Annotated in this window: 25 protein-coding genes and 1 other annotated feature; of the genes, 18 read left to right on the top strand and 7 right to left on the bottom strand. The window is 47.2% G+C overall.

Annotated features, from left to right (window positions below):
* The first annotated feature begins 20 nt into the window (after nucleotides 1-20).
* The 7 genes from gpAD87_RS19890 to gpAD87_RS19860 all read left to right on the top strand — a co-directional run bounded on the left by gpAD87_RS19890 (nucleotide 21) and on the right by gpAD87_RS19860 (nucleotide 5678).
* On the top strand, nucleotides 21-938 hold the full coding sequence (locus gpAD87_RS19890) for an LCP family glycopolymer transferase (RefSeq protein ID WP_064640109.1): 918 nt from the start codon (nucleotides 21-23) through the stop codon (nucleotides 936-938).
* Between the two features lie 20 nt (nucleotides 939-958).
* Nucleotides 959-1549, top strand: coding sequence for a VanZ family protein (locus gpAD87_RS19885; RefSeq protein ID WP_064640107.1), 591 nt, complete (start codon nucleotides 959-961; stop codon nucleotides 1547-1549).
* 87 nt (nucleotides 1550-1636) lie between these two features.
* On the top strand, nucleotides 1637-2155 hold the full coding sequence (locus gpAD87_RS19880; RefSeq protein WP_064640105.1) for a hypothetical protein: 519 nt from the start codon (nucleotides 1637-1639) through the stop codon (nucleotides 2153-2155).
* 288 nt (nucleotides 2156-2443) lie between these two features.
* Entirely contained in the window at nucleotides 2444-2650 is a 207-nt protein-coding gene (locus gpAD87_RS19875; RefSeq protein ID WP_197521444.1) for a hypothetical protein, read from the top strand.
* Between the two features lie 32 nt (nucleotides 2651-2682).
* Nucleotides 2683-3591 carry an ABC transporter ATP-binding protein gene (locus gpAD87_RS19870; protein ID WP_064640101.1) on the top strand — a complete coding sequence of 303 codons (909 nt, stop codon included), beginning with the start codon at nucleotides 2683-2685 and terminating at the stop codon, nucleotides 3589-3591.
* Nucleotides 3584-4378 (top strand): ABC transporter permease, encoded by a 795-nt coding sequence (locus gpAD87_RS19865; RefSeq protein WP_064640099.1) that lies wholly within the window; start codon nucleotides 3584-3586, stop codon nucleotides 4376-4378. Before gpAD87_RS19870 ends, gpAD87_RS19865 begins: the two co-directional genes overlap by 8 nt.
* A 202-nt stretch (nucleotides 4379-4580) precedes the next feature.
* On the top strand, nucleotides 4581-5678 hold the full coding sequence (locus tag gpAD87_RS19860) for an AI-2E family transporter (RefSeq protein ID WP_063564495.1): 1098 nt from the start codon (nucleotides 4581-4583) through the stop codon (nucleotides 5676-5678).
* 349 nt (nucleotides 5679-6027) lie between these two features.
* On the opposite strand, the gene gpAD87_RS19855 is transcribed toward gpAD87_RS19860, so the two are convergent.
* A complete protein-coding gene (locus gpAD87_RS19855; protein ID WP_063564494.1) occupies nucleotides 6028-7371 on the bottom strand; it encodes a hemolysin family protein in 1344 nt (447 codons plus the stop codon).
* Between the two features lie 376 nt (nucleotides 7372-7747).
* Between gpAD87_RS19855 and cls the strand changes: the two genes are divergently transcribed.
* Nucleotides 7748-9187: a cardiolipin synthase gene (gene cls / locus gpAD87_RS19850; RefSeq protein WP_064640097.1), complete on the top strand. Its 1440-nt coding sequence runs from the start codon at nucleotides 7748-7750 to the stop codon at nucleotides 9185-9187.
* A 347-nt stretch (nucleotides 9188-9534) separates the two neighbouring features.
* Nucleotides 9535-10443 (top strand): YitT family protein, encoded by a 909-nt coding sequence (locus tag gpAD87_RS19845; RefSeq protein WP_053783466.1) that lies wholly within the window; start codon nucleotides 9535-9537, stop codon nucleotides 10441-10443.
* 59 nt (nucleotides 10444-10502) lie between these two features.
* Here the strand turns inward: gpAD87_RS19845 and ligD are convergent, their stop codons facing one another.
* The 5 genes from ligD to ku all read right to left on the bottom strand — a co-directional run bounded on the left by ligD (nucleotide 10503) and on the right by ku (nucleotide 15916).
* Nucleotides 10503-11393, bottom strand: coding sequence for a non-homologous end-joining DNA ligase (gene ligD / locus gpAD87_RS19840; protein ID WP_063564492.1), 891 nt, complete (start codon nucleotides 11391-11393; stop codon nucleotides 10503-10505).
* An 80-nt stretch (nucleotides 11394-11473) separates the two neighbouring features.
* Nucleotides 11474-12439, bottom strand: coding sequence for an ATP-dependent DNA ligase (locus gpAD87_RS19835; protein WP_064640095.1), 966 nt, complete (start codon nucleotides 12437-12439; stop codon nucleotides 11474-11476).
* Between the two features lie 68 nt (nucleotides 12440-12507).
* Nucleotides 12508-13605 carry a GerAB/ArcD/ProY family transporter gene (locus tag gpAD87_RS19830; protein WP_064640094.1) on the bottom strand — a complete coding sequence of 366 codons (1098 nt, stop codon included), beginning with the start codon at nucleotides 13603-13605 and terminating at the stop codon, nucleotides 12508-12510.
* A gap of 221 nt (nucleotides 13606-13826) precedes the next feature.
* The gene (locus gpAD87_RS19825) at nucleotides 13827-14696 is read right to left on the bottom strand and encodes a VOC family protein (protein WP_064640092.1); all 870 of its coding nucleotides are present in this window, start codon (nucleotides 14694-14696) and stop codon (nucleotides 13827-13829) included.
* A 308-nt stretch (nucleotides 14697-15004) separates the two neighbouring features.
* Complete coding sequence (gene ku, locus gpAD87_RS19820) at nucleotides 15005-15916, bottom strand: non-homologous end joining protein Ku (RefSeq protein WP_064640090.1); 912 nt, start codon at nucleotides 15914-15916, stop codon at nucleotides 15005-15007.
* Nucleotides 15917-16113: 197 nt separating this feature from the next.
* On the opposite strand from ku, the gene gpAD87_RS19815 reads away from it, so the two are divergent.
* From gpAD87_RS19815 to gpAD87_RS19775, 9 genes are all read left to right on the top strand, one after another.
* On the top strand, nucleotides 16114-16410 hold the full coding sequence (locus tag gpAD87_RS19815; protein ID WP_063564487.1) for a hypothetical protein: 297 nt from the start codon (nucleotides 16114-16116) through the stop codon (nucleotides 16408-16410).
* The gene (locus gpAD87_RS19810) at nucleotides 16410-16589 is read left to right on the top strand and encodes an H-type small acid-soluble spore protein (protein WP_064640088.1); all 180 of its coding nucleotides are present in this window, start codon (nucleotides 16410-16412) and stop codon (nucleotides 16587-16589) included. The genes gpAD87_RS19815 and gpAD87_RS19810 overlap by 1 nt, the downstream gene beginning before the upstream one ends.
* 193 nt (nucleotides 16590-16782) lie before the next feature.
* Nucleotides 16783-17265, top strand: coding sequence for a tRNA (adenosine(37)-N6)-threonylcarbamoyltransferase complex ATPase subunit type 1 TsaE (tsaE, locus tag gpAD87_RS19805; protein ID WP_064640086.1), 483 nt, complete (start codon nucleotides 16783-16785; stop codon nucleotides 17263-17265).
* A gap of 2 nt (nucleotides 17266-17267) precedes the next feature.
* The gene (tsaB, locus tag gpAD87_RS19800; protein ID WP_064641051.1) at nucleotides 17268-18116 is read left to right on the top strand and encodes a tRNA (adenosine(37)-N6)-threonylcarbamoyltransferase complex dimerization subunit type 1 TsaB; all 849 of its coding nucleotides are present in this window, start codon (nucleotides 17268-17270) and stop codon (nucleotides 18114-18116) included.
* A 17-nt stretch (nucleotides 18117-18133) separates the two neighbouring features.
* The gene (rimI, locus tag gpAD87_RS19795) at nucleotides 18134-18655 is read left to right on the top strand and encodes a ribosomal protein S18-alanine N-acetyltransferase (RefSeq protein WP_064640085.1); all 522 of its coding nucleotides are present in this window, start codon (nucleotides 18134-18136) and stop codon (nucleotides 18653-18655) included.
* Nucleotides 18652-19707 (top strand): tRNA (adenosine(37)-N6)-threonylcarbamoyltransferase complex transferase subunit TsaD, encoded by a 1056-nt coding sequence (gene tsaD / locus gpAD87_RS19790; protein ID WP_063564484.1) that lies wholly within the window; start codon nucleotides 18652-18654, stop codon nucleotides 19705-19707. The genes rimI and tsaD overlap by 4 nt, the downstream gene beginning before the upstream one ends.
* Before the next feature lie 345 nt (nucleotides 19708-20052).
* A complete protein-coding gene (locus gpAD87_RS32995; RefSeq protein WP_063564483.1) occupies nucleotides 20053-20244 on the top strand; it encodes a hypothetical protein in 192 nt (63 codons plus the stop codon).
* Nucleotides 20219-20563, top strand: a binding site (T-box leader). (Overlaps the previous gene by 26 nt.)
* 5 nt (nucleotides 20564-20568) lie before the next feature.
* Complete coding sequence (locus tag gpAD87_RS32230; protein ID WP_064640083.1) at nucleotides 20569-20793, top strand: hypothetical protein; 225 nt, start codon at nucleotides 20569-20571, stop codon at nucleotides 20791-20793.
* Entirely contained in the window at nucleotides 20777-22333 is a 1557-nt protein-coding gene (locus gpAD87_RS19775) for a 2-isopropylmalate synthase (RefSeq protein ID WP_064640081.1), read from the top strand. The genes gpAD87_RS32230 and gpAD87_RS19775 overlap by 17 nt, the downstream gene beginning before the upstream one ends.
* Nucleotides 22334-22857: 524 nt before the next feature.
* Here gpAD87_RS19775 and gpAD87_RS19770 read toward each other — a convergent pair.
* Nucleotides 22858-24816 (bottom strand): ABC-F family ATP-binding cassette domain-containing protein, encoded by a 1959-nt coding sequence (locus gpAD87_RS19770; RefSeq protein WP_063564481.1) that lies wholly within the window; start codon nucleotides 24814-24816, stop codon nucleotides 22858-22860.
* Between the last annotated feature and the right edge of the window lie 135 nt (nucleotides 24817-24951).

The following is a 24951-nucleotide window of genomic DNA, read 5'->3' as shown; positions in this document are numbered from 1 at the left end:
ATGTGAGTGAGGAAGAACCCATGAAAAAGTGGATGAAAGTTAGCATCTGGATTGTTTCCTTTTTTGTAGTTGTCGTGTTTGGTTATGCCATATATCTCTACCAATCCGTTAAATCAACCGCTGACCAAATCTATGAGCCCCGGAATCCTGTAAAGCCCGTCTCGGTCACAGATAGCAGAGGTGGGCTACCAGTGGACATCAACAGTAAGGAGCCTTTTAACGCGCTTATTCTTGGTGTGGATGAGCGTCCAAATGATCGAGGGCGCTCGGATACAATGATTGTGCTGAGTGTGAACCCGGGGAAAAAGAAAGTACTCATGTTTAATATTCCAAGGGATACACGGACAGAGATTGTGGGACACAATACAGAAGATAAGATCAATCACGCTTATGCCTTCGGAGGCGTGGACATGTCGGTAAACACTGTCGAGCAATTTCTGGGAGCACCCATTCATTACTACATGAAAGTGGATATGGAGGGCTTTGCCAAAATCATCGACCTGGTCGGAGGCGTGGATGTAAATAATCCTTTTGCATTTGATTATGAGGGCCAGCGTTATGATCAAGGGAATATTCATCTGGACGGTGTTGCTGCGCTCGGTTTTTCAAGAATGCGCTATGATGACCCGAAAGGGGATTTGGGTCGTAATGATCGACAGCGTGAGGTTCTGAAGCAGATGCTAAAGAATACGATGCAATTCTCCAGTGTACTTCATATCCAAAATATGCTTGATGAATTAGGTACTCATGTCAGAACGGATGTTACTTTTGATGAGATGAAGGAACTCCTCCTCGATTATCGCAATGATCTGGAGAATGTAGATACGGTGGAGATCAAGGGTAAAGGCGAGAAAATCAATGGGATTTATTATTACATCGTGGATCAGCAGGAAAAAGATCGCATTCACGGAATAATTGAAGAACATTTGGAGAAATAAACAGAAATAATGAAAGGCTTATGAAAGTGGTGAGAACCTTGCTTATGGAGGAGGATTACGGGAAACGAACGCATAAACATAGACGTAAACAACGATCTTCTGTTTATATCTTGTCACTGCTGCTGATTGCGGCTTGGGTTTTGGTGATCTGGCACTTTTCGACCCAATCTTATCAGCAGCAGACTATCCAGCCATGGCTGCATAAATGGTCTGAAAAGGTAAAGATCGGATTTGCACTACCAGATGTGAAATTCACATACGGTGAGCTTGATTATTCCTTAAGACAACGACCGTATGATTTTGTTGAGTTCTTATTTCGAAAAAGTGCACATTTGTTTGTATATGCTGTGCTGGCGGTGCTTATCTATGGTGGGCTGAGATACAGGAAAATGCGGATGTTCACTTGTATCGCTGCTGCCCTGGCCGTAGTAGCGGTTATCGCCTCCATTGATGAATATATTCAGCAGTTCAGCCCTAACCGGACGAGTTCAATCCGTGATGTCGGCGTGGATCTGCTTGGCGGATGTGGCGGAATTGCCTTATATATGGGGGTTAATGTCGTTTTCAGAAGATTCAGGTCTCCAAGGCGATCGTCAGTCAAAAGAAAGTGATTTCCCAGGAAATGCTGCTCACTAGTTCCCGCTTCTACTTGCTTGCCATCCATCATAAGTATGGAAGTAGGACAAGGGGGACGGGGCATGCTGCGAAGAAGGAACCGGAATGCGTTACTTAAAAAGATCGGATTCATAGCACTTGTGGTGCTGCTGTTGTGGCTCATAGGTAGAACCATCCCATATCTGTTTCGTGCGGATGCACCAGATGAAGCTGCTGCCATTGCCCAGGAGTTTTACAAATATGAGCAGACGGGTGATTTCGGCAGTTCATGGGAATTGTTTCATCCATTAATGAAAGAACGTTTTCCCAAAAGCGCTTATTTACAGTCGAGAGCGCATATTTTCATGCAGCATTTTGGGGTGGAAACTTTTGATCTGGAGATGGAAAAACCGGAGCGAGAGTTTGACGTTACGGTAATTGATGGCGTTAAGCCATTTGCAGAGGCATATCGCATTGGTGTTACCCAGAAGTTTACGGGAACCTTTGGTCAATTTAAAATCGTGCAGAATTGTTATATCGTAAAGGATGGGGACGATTGGACATTGCTTTGGTATTATCCGAAGAATGGAGATACCGAGACTGAGCATGACAAAACTGAATGATAGTATTAACCCATACTATGTGCCGAATTGTATCATTTGTACTTGAAAAGGCTCTATGAATGCGAGACTTTAGTCGCATTTATAGAGCTTTTTTTGCATTTCATTTCTTTTTAAACCTTTAAGGGGTTGACATTAGTCCCGGTGTCAAGTAAATTACGAGTTAGATACAAAATGTATCAAAATTCAGCGTCTAACGACAAATAACAGGGACTTCAATGCTCCTTGTGAGGGGAAGGAATATCATTGATTGAAACGGACCGCTTTTACTGTGTCAGTTGTGGGATGATTGTGTCGGTCGCTAGGGGCTCTGTCGAACTGAAGGAAGAGGACTGTGGAGGCAATCACGTATTTCGCACCGGATTTTATCGGAGTGAGATGCCGCTTGGATGCTGTGAAGCGTGTGTAGTTCAAACGAAACGTCAGGGGAAATCCCAGTTTGCGGGACAATATACTAAAGATTATGATACACTATCTTCATATGAGAAGCGGGCATGATGTGAATGCCCGTTGATGAAGGAGGAAATGGAATGCAGCAGGAGCCGGTCGTCCGTCTTCAGGGCGTCAGTAAAATCATCTCCTCCCGATCATTGGTCAGTGACCTGACTCTGGATATTTCTCCGGGGCAGGTTTTTGGTTTTTTAGGACCCAATGGGGCGGGGAAAACAACAACGATTCGAATGATGGTAGGGCTGATGTCCATCAGTCAAGGAGATATCATCATCTCGGGACACAGTGTAAAGAATGAATTTGAACAGGCCATCGCTCAGGTTGGGGCTATTGTCGAGAATCCAGAAATGTACAAGTTTCTGACCGGATATCAAAATCTCGTTCACTTTGCCCGGATGTCACCTGGTATTACGAAAGAACGCATTGCCGAGACGATTGAACGTGTTGGGCTTACAGCACGCATTCATGACAAGGTAAAGACCTATTCTCTGGGTATGCGCCAGCGTCTGGGCGTGGCCCAAGCCATATTACATAAACCAAAGTTGTTGGTATTGGATGAACCCACCAATGGGCTCGATCCACAGGGAATACGGGAACTTAGGGATTATTTGCGTCAGCTCTGTCAGGAGGAAGGGATCACCGTCTTTGTATCCAGCCACTTGTTGTCGGAGATGGAATTGATGTGTGATACCGTTGCGATTATCCAAAATGGCAAATTGATTGATGTGAGAAATCTCAGAGCTGAGGCGGGAGCAGACGTACTTACTGAAGTTGCTTTTGAGGTAAATGATGCTCCACGTGCAGCCGAACTAATTAGCGAAGCTACAGTTCAGGGCAATGCCATTGTGATTCGTTTATCCCGTGAGCAGATTCCGGACTTGAATGCGAGGCTGGTCAGTGAAGGGTTCCAGGTATACGGTATCCGTAGCGTAACCCATACGCTGGAAGATCAATTTTTGCAGGTGACTGGGGGCGGAAGCATTGGGTAATTTCGGCAATCTCATTATGAATGAAAACATGAAAATTTTCCGTCGTCCGCGTACTTGGATTATGTTATCTATTCTGGCATTAATTTCGCTGTTGATGCCGGTTCTGCTCAATGAAGGCATGGGGTCCAGTGAAGTTCCATACTGGCAAGCAGCTATTACTACCGTTCAGGTCGTCTTTTTCCTGAATACTATCTTCTGTGTCGTCATTGCAGCCGAAGCGGTGGCCGGAGAGTTCACTTGGGGAACCATTAAACTACTGTTGATTCGTCCGTGGTCACGCAGCAAAATACTGGCATCCAAATATTTGTCCGTGATTGGATTCAGTATTCTGAGTACGTTACTTGTTGTTATTATGGCAACCGTAATGTCGTATATGCTGTTCTCCCATTCCGTAACTCCGGATGGAAGCGGTGCTTCTGCATCACACGCATTTGCACTATGGGGATATCTGTACGTGGACTTGTTTATTACGCTCGCTATTGCCTTTATGGTCTCCTCCGTGTTTCGTTCGGGAGCTCTGGCCATCGGTTTGTCTCTATTTATCATGTTTACACAGAATTTGTTCTCATTGATCTTCAATCCCGTTCGTTATGAATGGGCCAAGTATGTTCTGTTCAATAACATGGATCTCAGTCGGTATATGGATCCAGTGACGGACTTTAGTATGTTAGACGGTGGGAATACAGGCATGACACTTGGCTTTTCTGTTGCTGTGCTAGCTGTATATTATGTTGTTTTCATGTTGATCTCATGGGTTGTATTCAACAAAAGAGATGTGGCAGGCTAATCGCCTGCTTCTTTTTTTTACCCAATTTCTCCTCCAGGATGGAAAAGAGAGTATATTCAGCATTCGCTGTGGCATGACTAGCATTTAAGGGTACATATAATCATACATAAGAATACGGCTTGGAATGGAACACGCTGTCCAAGCTGTATTAAGTTGCATGACATACATATTATCGCCGCAGTCGTATTTGGCAGAGCAGCGTATGGAGGGATCACGTTTCTTGATAAACAACAAGTTTTACCGTATATGTACAGCAATTATTTTGCTGCTGCTCATCGTGTATTTGGGGGATAAAGTCAACTTTATTTTCAGCCCCCTGACCTCGCTGATTCACATCATCATTATTCCGCTGCTGATTGCTGGTTTCTTCTATTATCTGCTGCGTCCGCTCGTCGACTATATGGAACGGCACAAAATGAAACGTGCACTGTCAGTCCTTATTATTTACGTGGTGATTGCGCTGATTATGGCAGGATTCAGTGTGCTTGTATGGCCTTCACTGCGTGAACAACTGTTGAATTTTGTGGAGAATGCCCCGGTACTGGTTACATCGCTCAGTGATCAGTTGGCTGAATTCGAAAAGAGTGGTTTCCTTTCAAAATATATACCTGAGGATTCCGATCTGTTCTCACGCTTCTCCGATTTTCTAAGTCAAGGCATTGCCCAGGTAACGGATTATGTATCCGGATTGTTTTCTGTCGTATCTAATCTGGTCATCATTCTGGCGACGTTCCCGATCATGCTGTATTACATGCTCAAGGAAGGCAGCAAATTTGGAACTAATCTTACACTGTTGCTCCCGAGACGTTACCGTAAAGATGGAGAAGAGACGGTACATGAAATCGATGAAGCTTTGAGCAGCTACATTGTAGGTCGTGTCATTGTCAATGTAGCCTTGGGCATCCTGATGTATATTGGTTTTCTCTTTCTCGGTTTGCCATATGCATTACTCCTGACGGCCGTATCCATTATTCTGAACTTCATTCCTTATGTAGGGGCTTTGCTGGCAGCCATTCCTGTCGTCATTGTGGGGTTCATTGAATCACCTTCAATGGCGATCTGGTCGCTTGTCATCATTGTTATCGCTCAGCAAATTCAGGATAATCTGATCTCTCCTTATGTCTATGGCAAACAGTTGGACATTCATCCGTTGACTACCGTCATCTTACTGCTTGTAGGTGCAGACCTGGGGAACATTCTTGGGATGATTATCGTTATTCCGTTATATATGATCATCAAAATTATTTTCCGGAAGATTCAGAATCGAATCGTCGAAGACAAGGCAGATCCAGCCAATTAATTCAACTAAGGTGCTAACAACTCTAGGCACCTTATCGTGTGAATTAGCATGAGTGGCCAAGGCTAACGAACTTCAGGGTCTCTTTTACGCCGGAAAAATGCGAAAGGACCAGCAGATCAAGGCATTAGAGTGTCTGCGATTCGTTAAACTGTTGTAACAGTGAAAATAGGGCCAATAGAACGTGCTCGATTCGTTAGATATTCGCCGCGAGAGCGAACTATGCTAAACAGCAAGTATCGCTAACCGCGACTCATCCCAATACGCCTGCCATATGAAAAAGGTGGTATCCATCATCTTCACGACGATGGACACCACCTTTTAGTGTATCTATATTGAAGAAGCGAGTTTATTAATTCGTCTCGTCTTCATCGGTGTAATCGGACATGGTCAGCGGTTCCTTAGGAACAACGGCGACTTTGTAGAAGCGATTTTTGTCTTTTTCCAGCAACACGAAGGTGAGATTCTCGAACTCATATTCTTCCTGTTCATTCATCTCTGGACGATGGCTATAAAGCCATCCGCCAATGGTATCCCATTCGTCCGCATCCAGGTTTGACGTGAACATATCGTTTACTTTGGACAAGGACACCTTGCCATCCATAATGACATAGTTTTCATTGATAACCTGAATATCCTCCACTTCGTCTGCGTCGAACTCATCCCGAATTTCTCCGACAATCTGTTCAAGCACATCCTCAATCGTTACAATCCCGGACGTACCTCCATACTCATCGACCAGCACGGCAATATGCACGCCATCCTTCTGCATTTTCTTGAGCAGGTCCTTGACCGGAGTCGTTTCGTGAACAGCCGATACCGGCTGAATGAGGGAAGAGAGATCGACAGGTTCTTCGTTCCCGTACAACTCCAGGAAAAATTGTTTGGTATTTATGATACCGATAATATCGTCTTTGCTCTCATTTACTACTGGAAAACGGGTGTATTGTTCTTGACGGATAATATCCAGGTTTTCCTCGTTCGATCTATTGACATAAAGGCAGACCATATCAGTCCGGGGTACCATGATTTCTTTGGCAAGCATCTCATCAAAAGCAAAAATTCGGCTTACATATCCGAACTCGGCTTGGTTGATTTTGCCGCTCTCAAAGCTTTCATTAATGATAAACTGTAATTCTTCTTCGGAGTGCGCATCTTCATGCTCCGATGCAGGTTTGATTCCGAACAACTTGACCAGTTGATTCGCTGAGCTGTTTAACAGCCAGATAAAAGGATACATAATTCGGTTAAACCAGATGATAGGTGTAGACGTCAGCAGAGCAACGGCTTCGGCTTTACGGATTGCAATCGTTTTAGGTGCAAGTTCGCCAACTACCACATGCAAATACGTGATGGCAACAAACGCAATAACAAACGATAAGAATGAAGAAACTGCCTCAGGCATGTTCATGCTTTCGAACACAGGGTGGAGAATTTTCTCTACCGTGGGTTCTCCCAGCCAGCCCAGTCCCAGAGATGTAATCGTGATACCCAACTGACAGGCGGACAAATATCCATCCAGGTTGGCAACGGCTTGTTTAACAGCCAAGGCACGCTTGTTTCCTTCTGCAATCATTTGGTCAATCCGGCTCGGACGAATCCGTACCAGAGCGAACTCCACTGCAACAAAAAACGCCGAAAGTCCTATCAAAAATGCAACCAATACTAAATTTAACGCATACCTCTCACTTTCCATTAACTAGTCTTCTCCTTTAAGTAATAAGTTTTTAACGAATATTATATCTAATTTTACGTAAGAAGACCACCTTCCAATCAAGAAAAGAGGAAGAGTCTGGAAGGCAGAGTATGCGAAATGGCGATGGAGTGCTGATCCGCAGACTGGAATGAATCATATGTAGAGGGGAACACAGTCAGAATATACAACGCCAAAACATGGCAAGAACTGGCTGAGCACTGTTACAGATGCGCTGTGTATGTAAAATTTTATCTAAGCAAACGTTACGAACAGTGCATACATTGGGTATCTAATGATTAGCTAAAGGCTTTATCGTCAAAGCTTGTACAGTGAGAGAGAACGGCAAGCTTATCCCTTGCCATGAGGAGGAAGCCGAATGTTTTGGCTGGTCATTATATTGCTCGTATTTACTTTTCAGGCAGCCACCATTCTGTTGCTGGAATTCCGTAATCCGGCGAAAGCTGTGGCATGGCTTTTTATTTTATTCTGTGTACCCTTGATCGGCTTTGTTGTGTATTATTTTGTCGCCCAGGACTACAGCAAACGTAAGAAGGTCCGTAAGGGCGGTTCGCGAATCTTTCGGGAAATACGGGAAACGATCTGGGAGCAGGCTCATATTGTCGAGCATGCCGATCAGATGTCTGGTAGCCGATACAATCATCAGCATCGTTTGTTCAACCTGCTGTCACACCTGTCTGAGAGCCCAATTACAGGTTGCAATCGGAGTCAAGTACTGACGAATGGTGAAGAGACATTTGAAGCCATGTTGAGGGCCATGGAACAGGCAGAGCACCATCTGCATGTTGAATTTTATATTTTTCGGGATGATGTCATCAGTACAAAGTTTCAGGACGTGATGATTCGCAAGGCGAAAGAAGGCGTCAAAGTGCGTTTGATCTGCGATGGACTCGGCAGTCACAAGATGAGCTGGAGCTTTATCCGCAAGTTTCAGGACGCAGGCGTGGAGTTTCATTATTTTCTGCCGCCGCTCATTGCAACGATTGACCGAAGGGTGAATTACCGGAATCACCGTAAAATTGTTGTGGTGGATGGAAGGATTGGATTTGTGGGTGGAATTAATATAGGTGATGATTATCTCGGACAATATCCGGAGGTTGGATTCTGGCGCGATACCCATGTACAGATTGAAGGAGATGCCGTATATTTCCTGCAAAATACGTTCTTGAACGACTGGAAACTTGCTTCCGGCGAGCAGATTACAGAGCCTCAACTGACAGAGCTGTTCCCTCCACATATTTGCAGCGGGGAAGAGCGGATTCAGATTCTGGCCAGCGGGCCGGATCAGGACTGGGATGCCATTCAAGAAATGTGCTTTGGGGCGATTTCCGTGGCATGCGAACGCATATACATCACAACACCCTATTTCATTCCGGACCCCGCATTGTATGAAGCGATTAAGACGGCTGCCGTGAGTGGGGTAGATGTGAAAATCATCATTCCTTATCAATCGGATTCCCGGCTTGTGCACTTGGCCTCACTGTCCTATGTCGAAGAACTGTTGCGTGCGGGAGTGAAATTCTATCAATATCGCAAAGGTTTTGTGCATGCCAAGGTCCTGATTGTGGATGATTTGCTTGCGACGGTAGGCACAGCCAATATGGATATGCGGAGCTTTTTCTGCAATTTCGAGTTGACCGCTGTGTTGTTCGAAAAATCATCCATGGAACGGCTGACCGAGGATTTTGAACGTGATTTGGATGAATGCAGCCAGATTGACGTGAAGGTGTTTCAGCAGCGTTCACGGTGGCAAAAAGGGGCAGAAATGCTTTCTCGCATGCTTTCTCCGCTGCTTTAGCCGTTATAGGGCGGATTTCTCAAGATAAGTTCACTTTTTGTGAATTTATCTTCTTTTTGCTAACTATTTTGCTCAAATTTGATCTTTTATGATATAATGTTTATATAAATTATGTCTTGGCGAAGGAGGGGAGTCTGCGGGAAAACAGGCTCCCTTTTGCTCTCTTTTGGAAGTGTCAACCGGAATTAAGACATACTTGAATACATTTCATATAGCCTTTAGGTGCTTTTATAACGGGGTGCATATAGCGTTGGGACGGTGTTGTTCCTCTGTATGTAGGGTTCCTCTGGGGTACTTAAATGATTTATGAAATGGATTCACATCTTGATCAAAACGGGGGGGATACCATGTCCAATGTATCGGTTAAAGAACTAACATCCAAGCCGGACCGCAATGTGAAGAGTTCGGTGTTTTCACTGAAGCTTCTGCAGCGCATCGTGATGATTCTGGTCGGTGCTGCACTGATGGCTGTGTCACTCGAAGTATTTCTCGTGCCGAATGGCGTTATTGATGGGGGAATAACAGGGATCTCGATTATGGTGTCAGAGCTTACACATCTGCCACTCGGAATTTTCCTGACCTTGCTGAACTTGCCTTTCCTGATTCTGGGGTATAAACAAATTGGTAAAACGTTTGCGCTATCTACACTGCTCGGGATCGTCGTAATGTCCATTGGAACGTCATTGTTACACCACGTTCCTGCACTGACGCCAGGTGAACCACTGCTTGGAGCTGTATTTGGTGGATTGATCTTGGGGGTTGGTGTTGGTCTCGTCATTCGTTCTGGCGGTTCACTGGATGGTACGGAGATTGTAGCCATACTGTTGAGTGAGAAATCACCATTGTCTGTAGGTCAGATCGTATTGTTCATTAACGTATTTATTTTTGCAGGTGCAGGTTTTGTGTTTGGCTGGCCAAACGCCCTGTATTCCATGATTGCTTATTATATTGCAATGAAGATGATTGATATTGTGAATGAAGGATTGGATCAATCCAAATCGGTATGGATTATCAGCGAGAAGTATCGTGATATTGGTTCAGCCTTAACCGACCGTCTGGGTCGTGGCGTCACTTTCCTGGATGGAGAGGGTGGCTTCAGCGGAGACGAGAAGAAAATTATCTTTGTGGTTATTACTCGTTTGGAAGAAGCTAAACTGAAGTCCATTGTTGAAGATTGGGACCCACATGCCTTTGTGGCGATTGGTAACATTCACGATGTGAAGGGCGGACGTTTCAAGAAAAAAGGTATACATTAGCGAATCTCATCGCGCGTAAACGAAAAGATAGCCGGTACCCTTGGTTTGAGGGTGACCGGCTATTTTTGTTTTAAATGCTGGATGATCAGTTCAACAGGCTGGGGTTCGACAGCTGCGATCAGATCCCCGGTCTTCGTCAGGCGTTCCACGATGTTCATCAAGTGGTAATCCTTGATCGAAACGTTGTTCCGCACTTCATCCCATGTGAGTGGAGTAGACACAGTGCCACCTGGCTTGGCGCGGGGAGTGTAAGGAGCTGCGAGCGTTTTGCCACCATAATGCTGGAGGTAATCAAAATAAATGCGATCCCCCCGGTCTTTTTTTAGTCGTTCCAGTGTAAATAGATCCGGATGTTTTTGAGTGACGTATTTGCCTACAAAATAACCGATGTCTCTTAATTCATCGAAGGTTACACCTTGGCGAATCGGAACAATAATCTGTACACCTGTGGCACCGGATGTTTTCGGTACCGATCTCAAACCAAGTGAAGTTAGCGTTTCCCCCACGATTAAGGCCGCCTGCATAATGCGAGGTTCTTCTTCCTGCGAAGGATCGAGATCAATCATCCACTCGCAAGGCAGGTGGTTGCCTACGGCATGCAAGGAAGGATGAAACTCCAGAGCGGCCAGATTGCCAAGCCATAACAGATCAGGGAGGTCGTTCATCACTACATATCGTATCCCGTCATGCATCTCGGTTCGCACAAACTCAGGAACAGGCTCTGGGGCATTTTTCTGATAGAAAAACTCCCCACCTGCACCATGCGGATAACGTATCGTGGTGAGCAGCCGATTTCGGGTGTAAGTAAGTAGGTAGGGAGCCAGTGCCGCCAACTTTTGCAAATAGATAGCCTTGGTTACACCTGCTTCGGGCCATAACAACTTGTCTGGATTAGTCACAGTAAGTTCCATTCCATTAATCGTTATGGTGCCCTTTATTGTATGGGCCATGAACTACACCTCCTGTGGTGAACAAGTACAATTTTAAATGGAAAGCCTTTTTAATGTTTCAGGTGGATGGAAAAAGTAGTTTATCGTTCAGGGATAAGATGACTGATCTGGCTGATCCCACACTCATCTCGCTTTACCGAAGCGAAAGCCTGGATGCTTGGGTGACGTAGGGTAAGATGGTGGGTGAGTTCCATGAATTGCACTTTGACGCCGATCTGTGGTTCAACCCATGTCGTCTCCGCGCTTCTCTCAGGTATGTTATGGAATGGTCTATCCTTTCGGATGAGAGGCTGTACTTCTTCGGTTAGTTTACGCCAGGAGTCCGAGTTCAGTTTACCAGTGCCGACATGACCAATATAGACAAAGTTAGGCCCATCATATACACCGACTGCGATTGCATTGACGATACCACTGCGGTAGGTAACCCCGCCAATCATCGCATATAGATCGTGGGAAATCTTGACCTTCTGCCAGCGTTGATCCTTACCGTTGATTCCATAGGTACTGGAAAGGTCTTTACATACAATTCCCTCCATCTGGTGCTGTCTCATCACAGTGAGCAGGGCGTCCGGATCTGACGTGTTGGTCACCTCCTGAACATGGGGAGCAGGATTCAGAACTTGATGCAGCAGACGCTGACGTTTTGCAAGTGGTTGATCCGTGACCCATACCCCATCGCAGAAAAGAATATCAAATATCATATAAGTCACCGGAATCTGATTTACTGCTTGGGCAATGCCATCCGGTCTGCTCATGCGATCTCGCCGCAACACGTGATAGAAGGACGGTTTTCCCGTATCCGGGTCAAGGGCAATAATCTCTCCATCCAAAATATAAGAAGGGACGGAGCACAGATTGCGTGGCTGAACCAGCTCAGGATATTGCGCAGTTCGGTTGTGCAATCTGCGATTAATTAATTGAATTCCCTGTCCGTCCTCGTAAGCAAGCATGCGGACCCCATCCCATTTGATTTGGGCAATCCAGTTTTGTCCGGTAGGGATCACATCTCGGGATATAGGTTCAAAAGGAACCAGAGGATTGAACATGTGCCTAAAACTCCTTTCCTCTTTCAAATTTGTCTGGAGGTTGATGCCCTAAGTTGAGTGTCGCAAGTTTAACCCTTCCGAAGTCGTACCCTTAGTTTATGTACCATAATGAGCAGCAAAGGAATTGCAATGCCACAGGTCAGATCCCAATCAATCCAATACGGAATAACAACTTTGAGATAGAAATTTTCGTTGGGAGCTAGAACAACGGACATGGCCAGAATCAACATGGCGCCAGGCAAAATGAGTGGACGATAGCTTGACAATTTGAAGAGATGAGTGATTCCGAGTACAAAGCTATAGAAGAACAGAATGCTTTTGAAAAAGACGGCAATAATCCAGACGGAGGCCATTAAGGCCTCGATTCGCTGCAAAAAGTTGCCTATATTGATCTTCAGCGACAGATTAAATGCTGCGAACCAATGGTGCTGCGTCATAAATGGACCCATGACCAGCAGACAGATGGTTAGTGTTAGGGTAAGCATCAATCCGCCTATAATGGCTGCCAGAAGGATATCCTTTTCCCAATGAGCTTCCTTTTTGGCATAAGGAAAGAGCATAAGAAAGATGCACAATTCACAATAAGGATAGGTGAGCACAGCGACAAAGCCTTTAAAGGGATTCAGAAAGCCCTCTGCAAGAACAGGCTTGATGTTGTCCAGATGCGAATGCGGGAACAGACAGACGGTCAGAACGAGCAGAAATAGCACGATCAGGGGAAGAAATACCTCGGCGCTCCTGCCTATGGGTTCCAGACCAGATAAGAGCCCCCAGACAAGAGTAAAGACAAAGAGCAAATTCACAATGAAGAGCGGGGATTCAGGCAAGATCTGGGTCGTCATGAAATCCCCAATTTCTCGTATAAACGCGGAGGTACCCATTAGAAAATAGAATAGATAAAAACAGCTGATGAAGGCCCCGATCCAGGGCCCAAGCGTATGTAATGCATGTTGAATCAGATTCATCCGGGGCTGCAGTTTGTATACAACGAGCATAATAGACAGTACGCCTGCTCCTCCAGCAACGCCCAATAATGCGGACAACCATGCATCCTGATTTGCATATGAGGTGATCATCGAGGGGAAGACGATAATCTGTTCACCAATCGTGCATAAGAACATCAGCGAGCCCAGTTGTCTTACAGTTAAACGCCCCTTTTCAATCATGTGGGTTCTCCTTCGCATGTCGATCTAGATATATATTTGGTTAGGATGCGCCAATTGCACCAATTATATTAGGAAATGGATAAAGGCATATATCAACATAAAAAAGGTTGGCAAAAAAAGCCCAGACAACTGAATTCCCTATATGGAGAGAGGGGATTTGTGTCCGGGCTAATCAGAGTACTCAATTTAATACACAATATTCACGCCACGGATTTCCCGTGTTAGTTCCCTGTGGTCAAGCGAATGCGAATATTCTGTGGGTCTACAGTAAACCAGTCCGTACCTTGCTGTTCGATAGATGCGTTCGATTGACGCAGTTGCTCTACAGCTTGTTCCAATTGTTCTTTTCCGTCATAAATGATGGTGAAGTAGTCAATGCCTGTCGCATTGTCCGGATTTACAGGCGCGCCTGTACCAGCCCAAATGTTCAGCCCGATGTGATGGTGATAACCGCCTGCGGATACAAACAGGGCGGACATGTTGGCGAAGTTACCAACGATATCGAATCCAAGCACTCCTGTATAGAAACGGCGTGACTCTTCCAGACTGCGTACATGGAAGTGAACATGACCAATGACCGTTCCGGCAGGCAATCCCTGCCAAGGTTCGTTTGCGGCCAGAGCGAACAGGCTGTCTACATCAACGGGATCACTTGACATAATGTAGTTATTATCTGCATCTCGCTTCCAGGTGTCGCGGGCACGGTCTGCATAGATTTCGATACCGTTCTGATCCGGATCTGAAATGTAGAATGCTTCACTGACCAGATGATCACCCTGACCAATTTCAATGCCGGATTCAGCTAGATTACGGAGGGCAAGGCCCAGCGATTTGCGGTCAGGCAGCAGGATGGCGAAGTGATACAGGCCTGAAGTGGTGCGAACAGGCATCGTCACTGGATCGGTTAACTGCTCAAGGCGCAGAAGGGACTGCTTTCCATCGGCTGTCATTTTAGCGACTTTGTCACTGCGCTCAAGCAGTTTCAGTCCGACCACCTCGGAATAAAATTGGATGGATCGATCCAAATTGCTGATTCGCAGACTTACTTCACCCAGATGGGTTGTAGCAGGAATCTGATAAGTTGAAGTCATAGGGAATTCCTCCTGAAAAAAAATTAGTTGAATTGTTGCGGCTCACTCTCATTGGCAATGGAATAGGGCTATTGTTATGTCGTAGCTCATGTAGTTATGAGGTTTAACTGTACATTTATAAATAAGTTACTTTTCATAAGTTAATATAAAATATAAATCAGCTTTCGTCAATTGTATTTTCGATTTTGGTGTAGTCATTCTTGGTTGAATATTACTTCAATTATGGAATACAAAACAAAAATCCGGCTTCATGGCCGGATCTCCAATATTGATGTTGGTGACAAACGAATCTCTTTGTTGTTTACCGCTTAAGCCTTAGGCTTAGGCGCAGCCTTCTTTCTTTTCGCAGGAGCAGGAGCCTCTGTTTCTCCCCCAGCCACTGCTTGGACTGAAGTTTTCTTAGGAGCACGTTTTTTGGGTTTGGCTGTGGTGGTTCCGGGATCAGTTGGAATGGGCTTCACAGCTTCAATACTTGCTTGCAGCGCTGCCATGAGATCCATGACATTCGCTTCAGGCTTGGCAGGGGCAATTTTGATTTCTTCACCGGCTACTTTGTGATTGATCAGATCCAGCAGTTTGGCGCGGTAGTCGTCTGTATATTTACCAGGTTCAAAAGGAGTGGATAACTGATCGATCAGCAGTTTCGCCATCGTCAACTCCTTCTCGTTTACGTTCAGGACCTCGGGCAGGTTGGGAACCTGAGAGACGGGACGGATTTCGTCTGGATAGAAAATGGTTTCCATAGAGAGGCAATCGTCCAATACACGGATCGCGGCCAAACTGCTTTTGGAGCGAATGGATATCTTGGCGATGCCAATCTTTCCTGTATCCCGCATGGCAGTCATTAATAACTGGTAGGCGTTTCCTCCCGCTTGATCGGGGGAGAGGTAATACGTTTTTTGAAAATAAATCGGATCGATCTCCGTTAAATCCACGAAGTCCAGAATGGTAATGGTTTTGCTGCTGGAATCATTCAACGCTTCAAGCTCGTCCTTTTCGAACAAGACGAATTTGCCTTTCTCATATTCATATCCTTTGGTGATCTCTTCCCATTGAACCTCAACTTCGCAGGAAGGACATTTACGTACATAAGCGAGTGGGCTGCCGCAGACTTTGTGAATGTAACGCATGGAGATGTCTTTGTCTTCGGTAGCCGAAAACATTTTGACAGGAACATGAACCAGACCAAAGCTAATGGCACCTTTCCAGACCGTATGCATGAACGGCTCCTTTCCGAGAACATTTTATGTATAGTATGGGCATTTCACGGGCGGGATAACCGTATTTCCCCGGAAGCGGTATGCTTCAGAAAGAGTGGGGGATGATAACAGAAACATCCTTAAGATCTGTGCTGTATGGCGCTGGTTTTGCAAGAGGATGATGTTAGTTATTAACTATCACGTCAGGAGGTACTCCTATGAAGAACAAACGAGACGAAGCTGAAGCTCACGCCCATACGTTCTCTCCGTATCCTCGTGCCGAGTCGGAAGGGTCTGAAGGTTTTCATACACCTGCAACGGCGGTTAACTGGGAGGCTATCACATCAGAAGAGCTGCCGCTTGACAGGGAGTCGTTCATGCTGGACATTGACCGGATGGTGAATGAGGGTCTGGGCGGTGGACAAGTCACGGAAGATAACGGTTATATCGGTGAAAGTACGACAGATAGCATGGTGCGGGAATCGCATGATGATCCGGAAGGAGAGTATGAATAATGTTAGATGTAAAACGCGCGAAAGCCATTTATGATTCCAAAGATACGATTGCAGTTACATTGGAAGGAGATCCGGTCTGGATCGAAAATGTGGATGAAGCTAATGGCATGGCAACGGTGCAGGTGGGCAGCAGACCGGGGAATACTCAGACGGTACGTGTAGACCGTTTGGAAGAGTAAAAGGTAAAGTGATGGTGAAGGATGTCTAGGAAGGCCGGTGCCGTCAGGTACCGGTTTATTTGTCGTTCGTGTGAATGGTGGCCTGTCTTCCGTACTGCTTCTGATCCTTCGATGTTGCGGGGGGAGAATGGGACCGATATAATAAAGTTCAAAGTGAACTCAGGCGGCTTGACCGCCAAAGGTGGGGCGTATATTGAATCAGACGCATGAGCAGTGGGTGTATCACTCCCATGGCATTACAGATACAGAAGTACTCGCGTCCGCACTCGCTGAGCAGGCAACCGCCGGCATGGTGATTGCATTGGACGGTGATCTGGGCGCGGGCAAAACGGCATTTTCACAAAAGTTTGCCTGGTATTTGGGTGTACGTGATGTGGTCAACAGCCCCACGTTTACACTGATTAAGGAATACGAAGGGCGTCTGCCCTTATATCACATGGACGTATATCGCATATCGCTGGAAGAAGCGGACGAGCTTGGACTGGATGAGTATTTCTATGGAACCGGAGTCAGTCTGGTGGAATGGTCGAGCATCATTCCCGAATTACTGCCGCAGGAACACTTGCATGTGCAGATCGAGACGACGGGTCCGGAGGATCGAACGATTACGCTGGATGGGTATGGCGAGACTTATGCTGCCATGTGCCGACAGTTCAGACAGAATGGAGTCAAATGATGATGGAAGATTTACAAAAACAGCCGCGCCAGCGGTTTTTGGCGTTGGATACCTCAACTGCGGTGATGGCAGCCTCAGTTATGGAAGGTCACGCCCTTCTGGAAGAACGCAATGAACGGGCAGAACGCAATCATTCGGTACACGTCGTGCCTGTAATGGAGCAGCTGCTGGAAGCCAGCAGCACGCAGCCGGGACAGCTGGACGGCATTGCCGTCGGCATTGGCCCAGGCTCGTACACGGGCATCCGCATTGCGGTGACCGCGGCGAAGACGCTAGCCTGGGCGTGGGACATCCCCGTTGTCGGGGTGTCCAGCCTTCAGGCCCTGGCCTGGGGCGGCTGGCACAGCGGCCTCGCCGCCAAGGCCCCTGCTGCGGCAGAGGATGCCGCAGCAGGGGCTGGCGGAACGCCATCCGCGGACCAGGGCGGCACAGGTGCCGCCTCTGTCCACTGGATCGTTCCGCTTGTGGATGCAAGGCGCGGTCAAGCCTATACCGCGCTGTTTGCCTCCGCCGGGAGCGCTGCGCCCCGGCGGCTGGCGCCAGATGCCATCCGTATGGTGGACGGATGGCTGGAAGCCCTCGCCGCCCGCATGGCGGAAGCGGCGCCGGAAGAGCGGCCCGCTGCCGTCTGGATTGTCGGCGAGACGGGCCCGCATGCGGCAGCAGCGGCTGAGCTTCGCTGCCCCGCAGGAACGGCGCTCCAGCTCGTACCCTATGAGCTGGAGGGCCGCTGGGTTGGGCGCTTAGGCGCCGAGGCGCTGCTTGCAGGTCAGCGAGATGACGTGCATGCGCTCGTGCCTAATTACACTCAGCTGGCTGAAGCGGAAGCCAACCTGCTGCGCAAAGGCTAAAGGGGGAGGGGAAGCAGATGGACAACGTGGAGAATGATGAGCAGGAAGCAACGCTTCAGTTCAGGTTCATGACTCTGGATGATATTCCCGATGTCATGATTATTGAACATGAAGCCTTTACCCTGCCCTGGACGGAAGAAGCATTTCAAAATGAATTGACACACAATCATTTTGCTAAATATATGGTCATGGAATTGGAAGGTACAGCGATCGGCTATGCCGGCATGTGGACAATCATGGATGAAGCCCACATTACCAATATTGCAGTCCGGGAAGCTTATCGTGGGCGCAAGCTCGGTGAGAAGCTTCTGGACGAATTGATGAAAACGGCGGCTTATCTCGGGATGGAACGAATGACGCTGGAAGTCAGGGTTTCGAATCGGATTGCCCAGAGCTTGTATCAGAAAAAAGGGTTTGAATCGGCTGGTCTTCGCAAAGGGTATTACTCCGACAATGGGGAAGATGCGATGATTATGTGGGCGAATTTGCCGCCTACGAGCCGGAGCGGCGAAGAGGAAGGAAGCGTAACGGATTCATGAAGGATTTCAATGAAAAGGTAAGTTCAGCACCATCTTATATATTGGCCGTGGAGACAAGCTGTGATGAAACATCCGTAGCGGTAGTCAAGGATGGACGGGAAGTGCTGTCCAATCTGATCTCCAGTCAGATCGAGACACATAAGGCATTTGGCGGAGTTGTACCTGAAGTGGCTTCGCGTAAACACGTTGAAGTCATTACACTGATGTTGGAACAGGCTATTGAACAATCTGGCATCCGTCCGCGTGATCTGAGTGCAATCGCCGTGACGCAAGGGCCTGGACTGGTTGGTGCATTGCTGGTCGGTATCGTCGCGGCGAAAACCATGGCCATGGCACTTGGCAAACCACTCATTGGCACACATCATATTGCGGGACATATCTATGCCAACAGACTTACCCATGAGCTGCAATATCCAGCGATGGCACTGGTGGTTTCAGGTGGTCATACCGAGCTTGTGCATATGGAATCCGAAGGTAAGTTCAAACTGATCGGCCGTACGCGTGACGATGCTGTAGGTGAGGCTTATGACAAAGTAGCGCGTGCACTGGGTTGCCCCTATCCGGGAGGACCGCATGTTGACCGGATGGCTGCTGAAGCAGAGCAGGCGGTACCTTTGCCACGCGTCTGGCTTGAAGCAGATTCGTATGATTTCAGCCTGAGTGGTCTGAAGTCTGCTGTGTTGAATGTGCTGAATCAAGCCAAAATGCGCGGAGAAACGCTTGAACCATCGGCTGTGGCACGGGGCTTCCAGGAAGCTGTCGTCGAAGTGCTGGTAGAAAAAGCAGTAAGGGCTGTCCGTGAGTATGGATCACGTCAATTGCTGTTATGCGGTGGCGTTGCGGCAAACCGGGGATTGCGTTCAGCTTTGCAGGAGCGTTGTGCGAAGGAAGGGCTCGAATTGCTGATCCCGCCGATGGAATATTGCACCGACAATGCAGCGATGATTGGAGCTGCGGCGTATTTGAAATGGCAGCGGGGAGAAATCTCGGAATTCGATGCCAAAGCTGATCCTGGACTTTCACTTGAGGCATGGTCTGTACAATCGCTATAAAATGATTCATGCATATGAAGACTTGACAGCCTCAAGTGAAGAATGTATATTAATTACAAATTAAAACAGGAATTATGATTCCTGAACTAAAAACGCAATGAACAGGAACAGTAGGGTATTTCCCGGTCTTAGAGAGCTGCGGTGTGGTGCAACGCAGTCGAAGGAAACCTGAAACTCACCTGGAAGCGGAACGATGGAACACGGTAACTCCCCGGGAGAAGCCGAAGGCCGATGATGGCCCAAAGTACATGGTTACGGGTTGCCTCCGTGAATGGGCCGTTGTTGATGGAATCCGGATGACATATCTGTAGAAGATCAACAATAACTGAGGGGGCTTTTGTCACTTTGGGCAATGATAACGGTATGGACGCATACAGGATCAGCTCGAAGGAAATGAAAGTCAACAAGAGTGGTACCGCGAAGGTGAACAGCCTGTCGTCTCTTGCATTATTGCAGGAGATGGCAGGCTTTTTTGATTTTCAAAATGGTGATGAATTCATGGTCACATATCATAAATGTAATGAACGGGAGCAGTAGAACGATAAAGCGCACAGAGAGCTGCGGGTTGGTGCAACGCAGTGGCTGGAATCGTTTGAATCTCGCCCGGGAACGGAGCTGTGGAAGCAGTGAGACGATGTCTCATCCCTTGTCCTTGTAACCAAAGGACATCGTGGTACACAGCAACGGCTAACCTCCGTTATAGGGTGTTTCTCCGGCTGGATCGGTTGTTATTGTTGCGTGTACGCAACTGCATTGGATCTGGGCCGGAGACGACGAGGTGGATGGTGCCTGGCGCAAGCCTGACCCATCAAGCAAGAGTGGTACCGCGGAGGGATAATAACCCGCCGTCTCTTAGATGAGATGGCGGGTTATTTGTGTTTGCTGCCGGCAGCAGGGTGGGCGATGGGAATCCATAATCATGGTTTAGAAAGAAATAAGACTGGCGTGCAAGTCGACGTGCACGCCGGCATGGAGTGCAAAATGAATAAACATAGAAAACGGGAAGTGAACGCCTCGTTCCGATCCCAAAAATCCAATATACATTCAAATTTGATGGAGGTTGATGAATATGACAACGAACAATAACAAACGGATGATTGAGATTTTTGATACAACACTGCGCGATGGAGAACAAGCACCGGGAGCGAGTCTGCAGCCTGAACAAAAAATTGAACTGGCACATCAATTGGCTTCTCTGGGCATTGACGTCATCGAGCCTGGATTCCCGATCTCAAGTCCAGGTGAGTTCGCGGCGGTTCAGGCGATTTCCAGACAACTGCAAAACGTGGAAATTTGCGGATTTGCGCGTGCGGTCAAAGGGGATATTGATGCAGCCGTTCGAGCAACGGCTGACGCAGCGCGCCGCCGGATTCACTTGTTTATTTCCTCTTCGGACATTCATATTGAGCATCAACTGCGCCGTCCGCGCAGCGAAGTCGTAGCTACCGCCCGGGAGATGGTCTCCTATGCACGTCAGTTCACGGATATTGTGGAATTCACTGCCATGGATGCGGCTCGCACGAAGATGGATGATCTGATTGAGATGGTTGAAGTAGCCATTGAAGCAGGAGCAAGTATTATCAATTTGCCAGATACGGTCGGGTACGCACTGCCGCATGAATATGGAGAGATGTTCCGTCAGGTGCGTGAGGGTGCAAGAGGCGGAGACAAGGTGCGTTACAGCGCACACTGTCATAACGATCTGGGACTTGCGGTTGCCAACAGTCTGGCTGCGATTGCCAACGGTGCTTCCCAGATTGAAGTAACCATTAATGGTGTGGGAGAACGGACGGGTAACTGTGCCCTGGAGGAGCTGATTATGGCTCTGGAGACGCGGGGAGATGTAATTGGCGCAACGACAAATATCAAACTGAACCAGATGTATGATACTTCCCGTCAGATTAGCCGTGCGATGCATTTCCCAATTGCCTACAACAAACCGGTGGTAGGGCGCAATGCCTTCCAGCATGAGTCTGGTATTCACCAGGATGGTTTGCTCAAGAATCGGAGTACGTATGAGATTATGGATCCGGAAGCGCTGGGCATTCCACGCAGTATGATTATTCTGGGCAAACATTCCGGGCGTCACGCTTTGAAGGATCGGGTTCGCAAATATGGCTTTGAACCGGATGAGCAGCAGATGGAACAACTGTATGAGATTTTTAAAGAAACCGCCGATCAACAGAAGGTGGTCAGCGATGACCAGTTATTGCAGATGGTGAGCCAGACCATGAATATTCCTGCCCAGGATTATGAACTGGTTGAATTGCAGGTTACGGCCGGCAGCATGACGGATCGAATGGCAGCAGTTCGTATTCGCACGAGCGCAGGGGAGCAATCCTATTCTGCGGTTGGCGGTGGTCCGGTAGATGCAACGATTCGTGCGATTGGTCAAAGTATCTCGGACGACATTACTTTTGTCGATATGGAAATGCACGCACTGAGTGGAGGAGAGGCTGCGAGTGCAGAAGCTGCAGTTACTGTGGAACGTGCAGGACGTGAATTCAGAGGAACTGCCACGCACAATGATATTGTCATGGCAGCCGGTTTGGCTTATGTAGCAGCTTGCAATGCGGCCGGACTGAAGGCGGAGTCTTCCGAAAGTGATGAATCAGTGCACGCGTAATAGTACTCCAGTAAATCACATAACTTTATGTCAAAAATAAACCAGAGGCAGGCCTTAAATACAGAGGTCTGCTTTTGTCCTTTTATAGGAGAAAAATTTGAAAGAACGAATGTGTTTGTCAAGGTGTGATTATAGTTATCCACATATTCAGTGTAAATTGTGGGTAACTATCTCAAAGTCAAACCAGTAATGTTTTCGAAAATAAAAGGCTTTAGGGGATAAAATGGTCGAGTTATATTCACAAAGTTGTGGATAATGTGGATAACTCGGTGGATAAATATGGTTTTTGTGCAAAAAAAGCTATTCTACCGCCGTATAATTAAATGAATTGGATTGCTTGCTATCTTGCTTTCTTGTGGATAAATTAGAGGCTTTACAACGTAAAAATATTTTACTTGATTCGAGTGGATTTGACAAATAGGGAATCATCCTACTCAAATCTGTCTCGCTTTATGCTCAAAAAAAAGCCAATCCCGTAAGGAATCAGCTTTTGATATAAAATCCAGTCTATTTTGTTTTTTTTCTTATTCCAAAGCTAATTCTTCCCACTCTTCATAAGCCTTGGCAAGTTGAAGCTTGTGATCCTCCGCTTTCTCCTGAAGCTCTTGCAGCTTCATGTAGTCCTGATATATTTCAGGCAGAGCCATCTGAGCCTCAAGCTCTGTAATCTCCGTTTCCAGCTTCGCAATCTGTTGTTCCAGAGCTTCCTGCTTGCGTTGCCGGTTACGTTCTTCGCGCTTGGCCTGCTTGTCCGCTTCGAATGAGGCGGCACCGGATTTTTCGGTTGCGGATAGACCTGGATCAGATTTGGCTGAGTTTTTGTTAGAGGCCTGGCGTGCTTCAGCAGCTTCGCGCGCAATATCTTCAAGCTCCTGTTTCTTCTCTACATAATCATCATAATTGCCGAGGTAATGCTCTGTTCCGCCGGGATGCAGCTCGACAATACGTTCAGCCATTTTATTGAGGAAATACCGGTCATGCGAGATGAACAGCAATGTGCCCTCATAGTCCATCAGCGCCGCTTCAAGCACTTCTTTGGCGAACAGGTCGAGATGGTTCGTAGGCTCATCCAGAATGAGCATATTGGCTTCCTTGAGCATGAGCTTGGAGAGGGAGACACGAGCTTTTTCTCCACCGCTAAGAGATGAGATCTTTTTGAGTACATCATCTCCACTGAACAGGAAGTTGCCTAGTACCGTACGAATCCGTGATTCTTCCATACCTGGATATGCGCTCCACAGTTCTTCCAATACGGTATTGGAAGGATTAAGTCCCGTCTGCTCCTGATCATAATAGCCAATCTGCACCTTGGTACCCCATTGGATCTCACCGCTTACAGGGCGCAAACTTCCGGTGAGGCATTTGAGCAAGGTAGATTTTCCGATACCGTTCGGACCGATCAAAGCAACCGTTTCCCCGCGTCTTAGATCAAAAGATACATTGCGGAATAACGGCGAAGCCTCATCGTAGGCAACGGAAAGCTGATCCACACGGAGCACTTCCTTGCCGGACATCACAGCCGGTTCGAACGAGAAATGAGCTTTCTTCAAATCTCCCATCGGTTTGTCGAGTCGATCCATCTTGTCGAGTGCCTTGCGGCGGCTCTGTGCCCGTTTGGTTGTTGAAGCACGGACGATATTCTTCTGAACAAACTCCTCCATCTTGGAGATTTCATCCTGTTGTTTCTCGTATTGCTTCATCTGGCTTTCGTACTCGGCAGCTTTCAGTTCCATGTACCGGCTGTAATTGCCCGTATATTTTTTGGAGCGGTGCCGTTCGATCTCCACGATGTTCGTTACAAGCCGATCAAGGAAATACCGGTCATGAGATACAACCAGCAGGGCGCCAGAATAACCTCTCAGGTAATCTTCGAGCCACGTCAGGGTGGCGATATCGAGATAGTTGGTAGGCTCGTCCAGCATGAGCAGGTCAGGGGCCTGAAGCAAAATGCGAGCAAGCGCAAGACGTGTCTTTTGCCCGCCGCTCAGTGTGGCAATCTGGGTATCTGGTGAGAATTCACCGAAGCCCATCCCGTGTAGTACACTGCGAATGCGGGTTTCCATTTCATAACCGCCATGATCCTTGAACCAGTCCGAGCGTTTGGCATAGCGCTCAAGCAGATCTGCATATTTTTTTTCATCTTCCATCTGCGCGGGATCAGCAATATCCTGTTCCATCTGACGCAAATCTGCTTCCGCCTGGGTCAGGTGACCGAATACGTTCATCATTTCTTCCCATATGGAGCGATCGGATTGCAGTCCGCTGTTCTGAGCGAGGTATCCAAGCGTTGTTTCCTTGGATTTGAAAATTTGTCCACCATCGTAGGACATTTCTCCAGCCACAATTTTGAGTAAAGTGGATTTCCCTGCGCCGTTAACACCAACGAGGCCGATGCGCTCGCGTTCTAATATTTGTAAGTTCACGCCGTCCAGGATTGGATCGACACCAAAACGTTTGATAATTCCGGATACTTGCAGCAGCATAAAATTAAGTTCCTCCATAGGTCCAGTTCTTGATATGACAACTATATCCCAGTTTACATGAAATACAGAGCAAATGCACCGATTAGGAGTGCCTGGGGCGTGTAGTCTTTTTGGTCAATCAATGATAAACTGAAA

The sequence above is a fragment of the Paenibacillus sp. AD87 genome (assembly GCF_001659845.1).
In the GTDB taxonomy this organism is placed as follows: domain Bacteria; phylum Bacillota; class Bacilli; order Paenibacillales; family Paenibacillaceae; genus Paenibacillus; species Paenibacillus marchantiae.
Note: the sequence above shows the minus strand (reverse complement) of the source record. Positions and strands in the feature narration are given on the sequence as shown.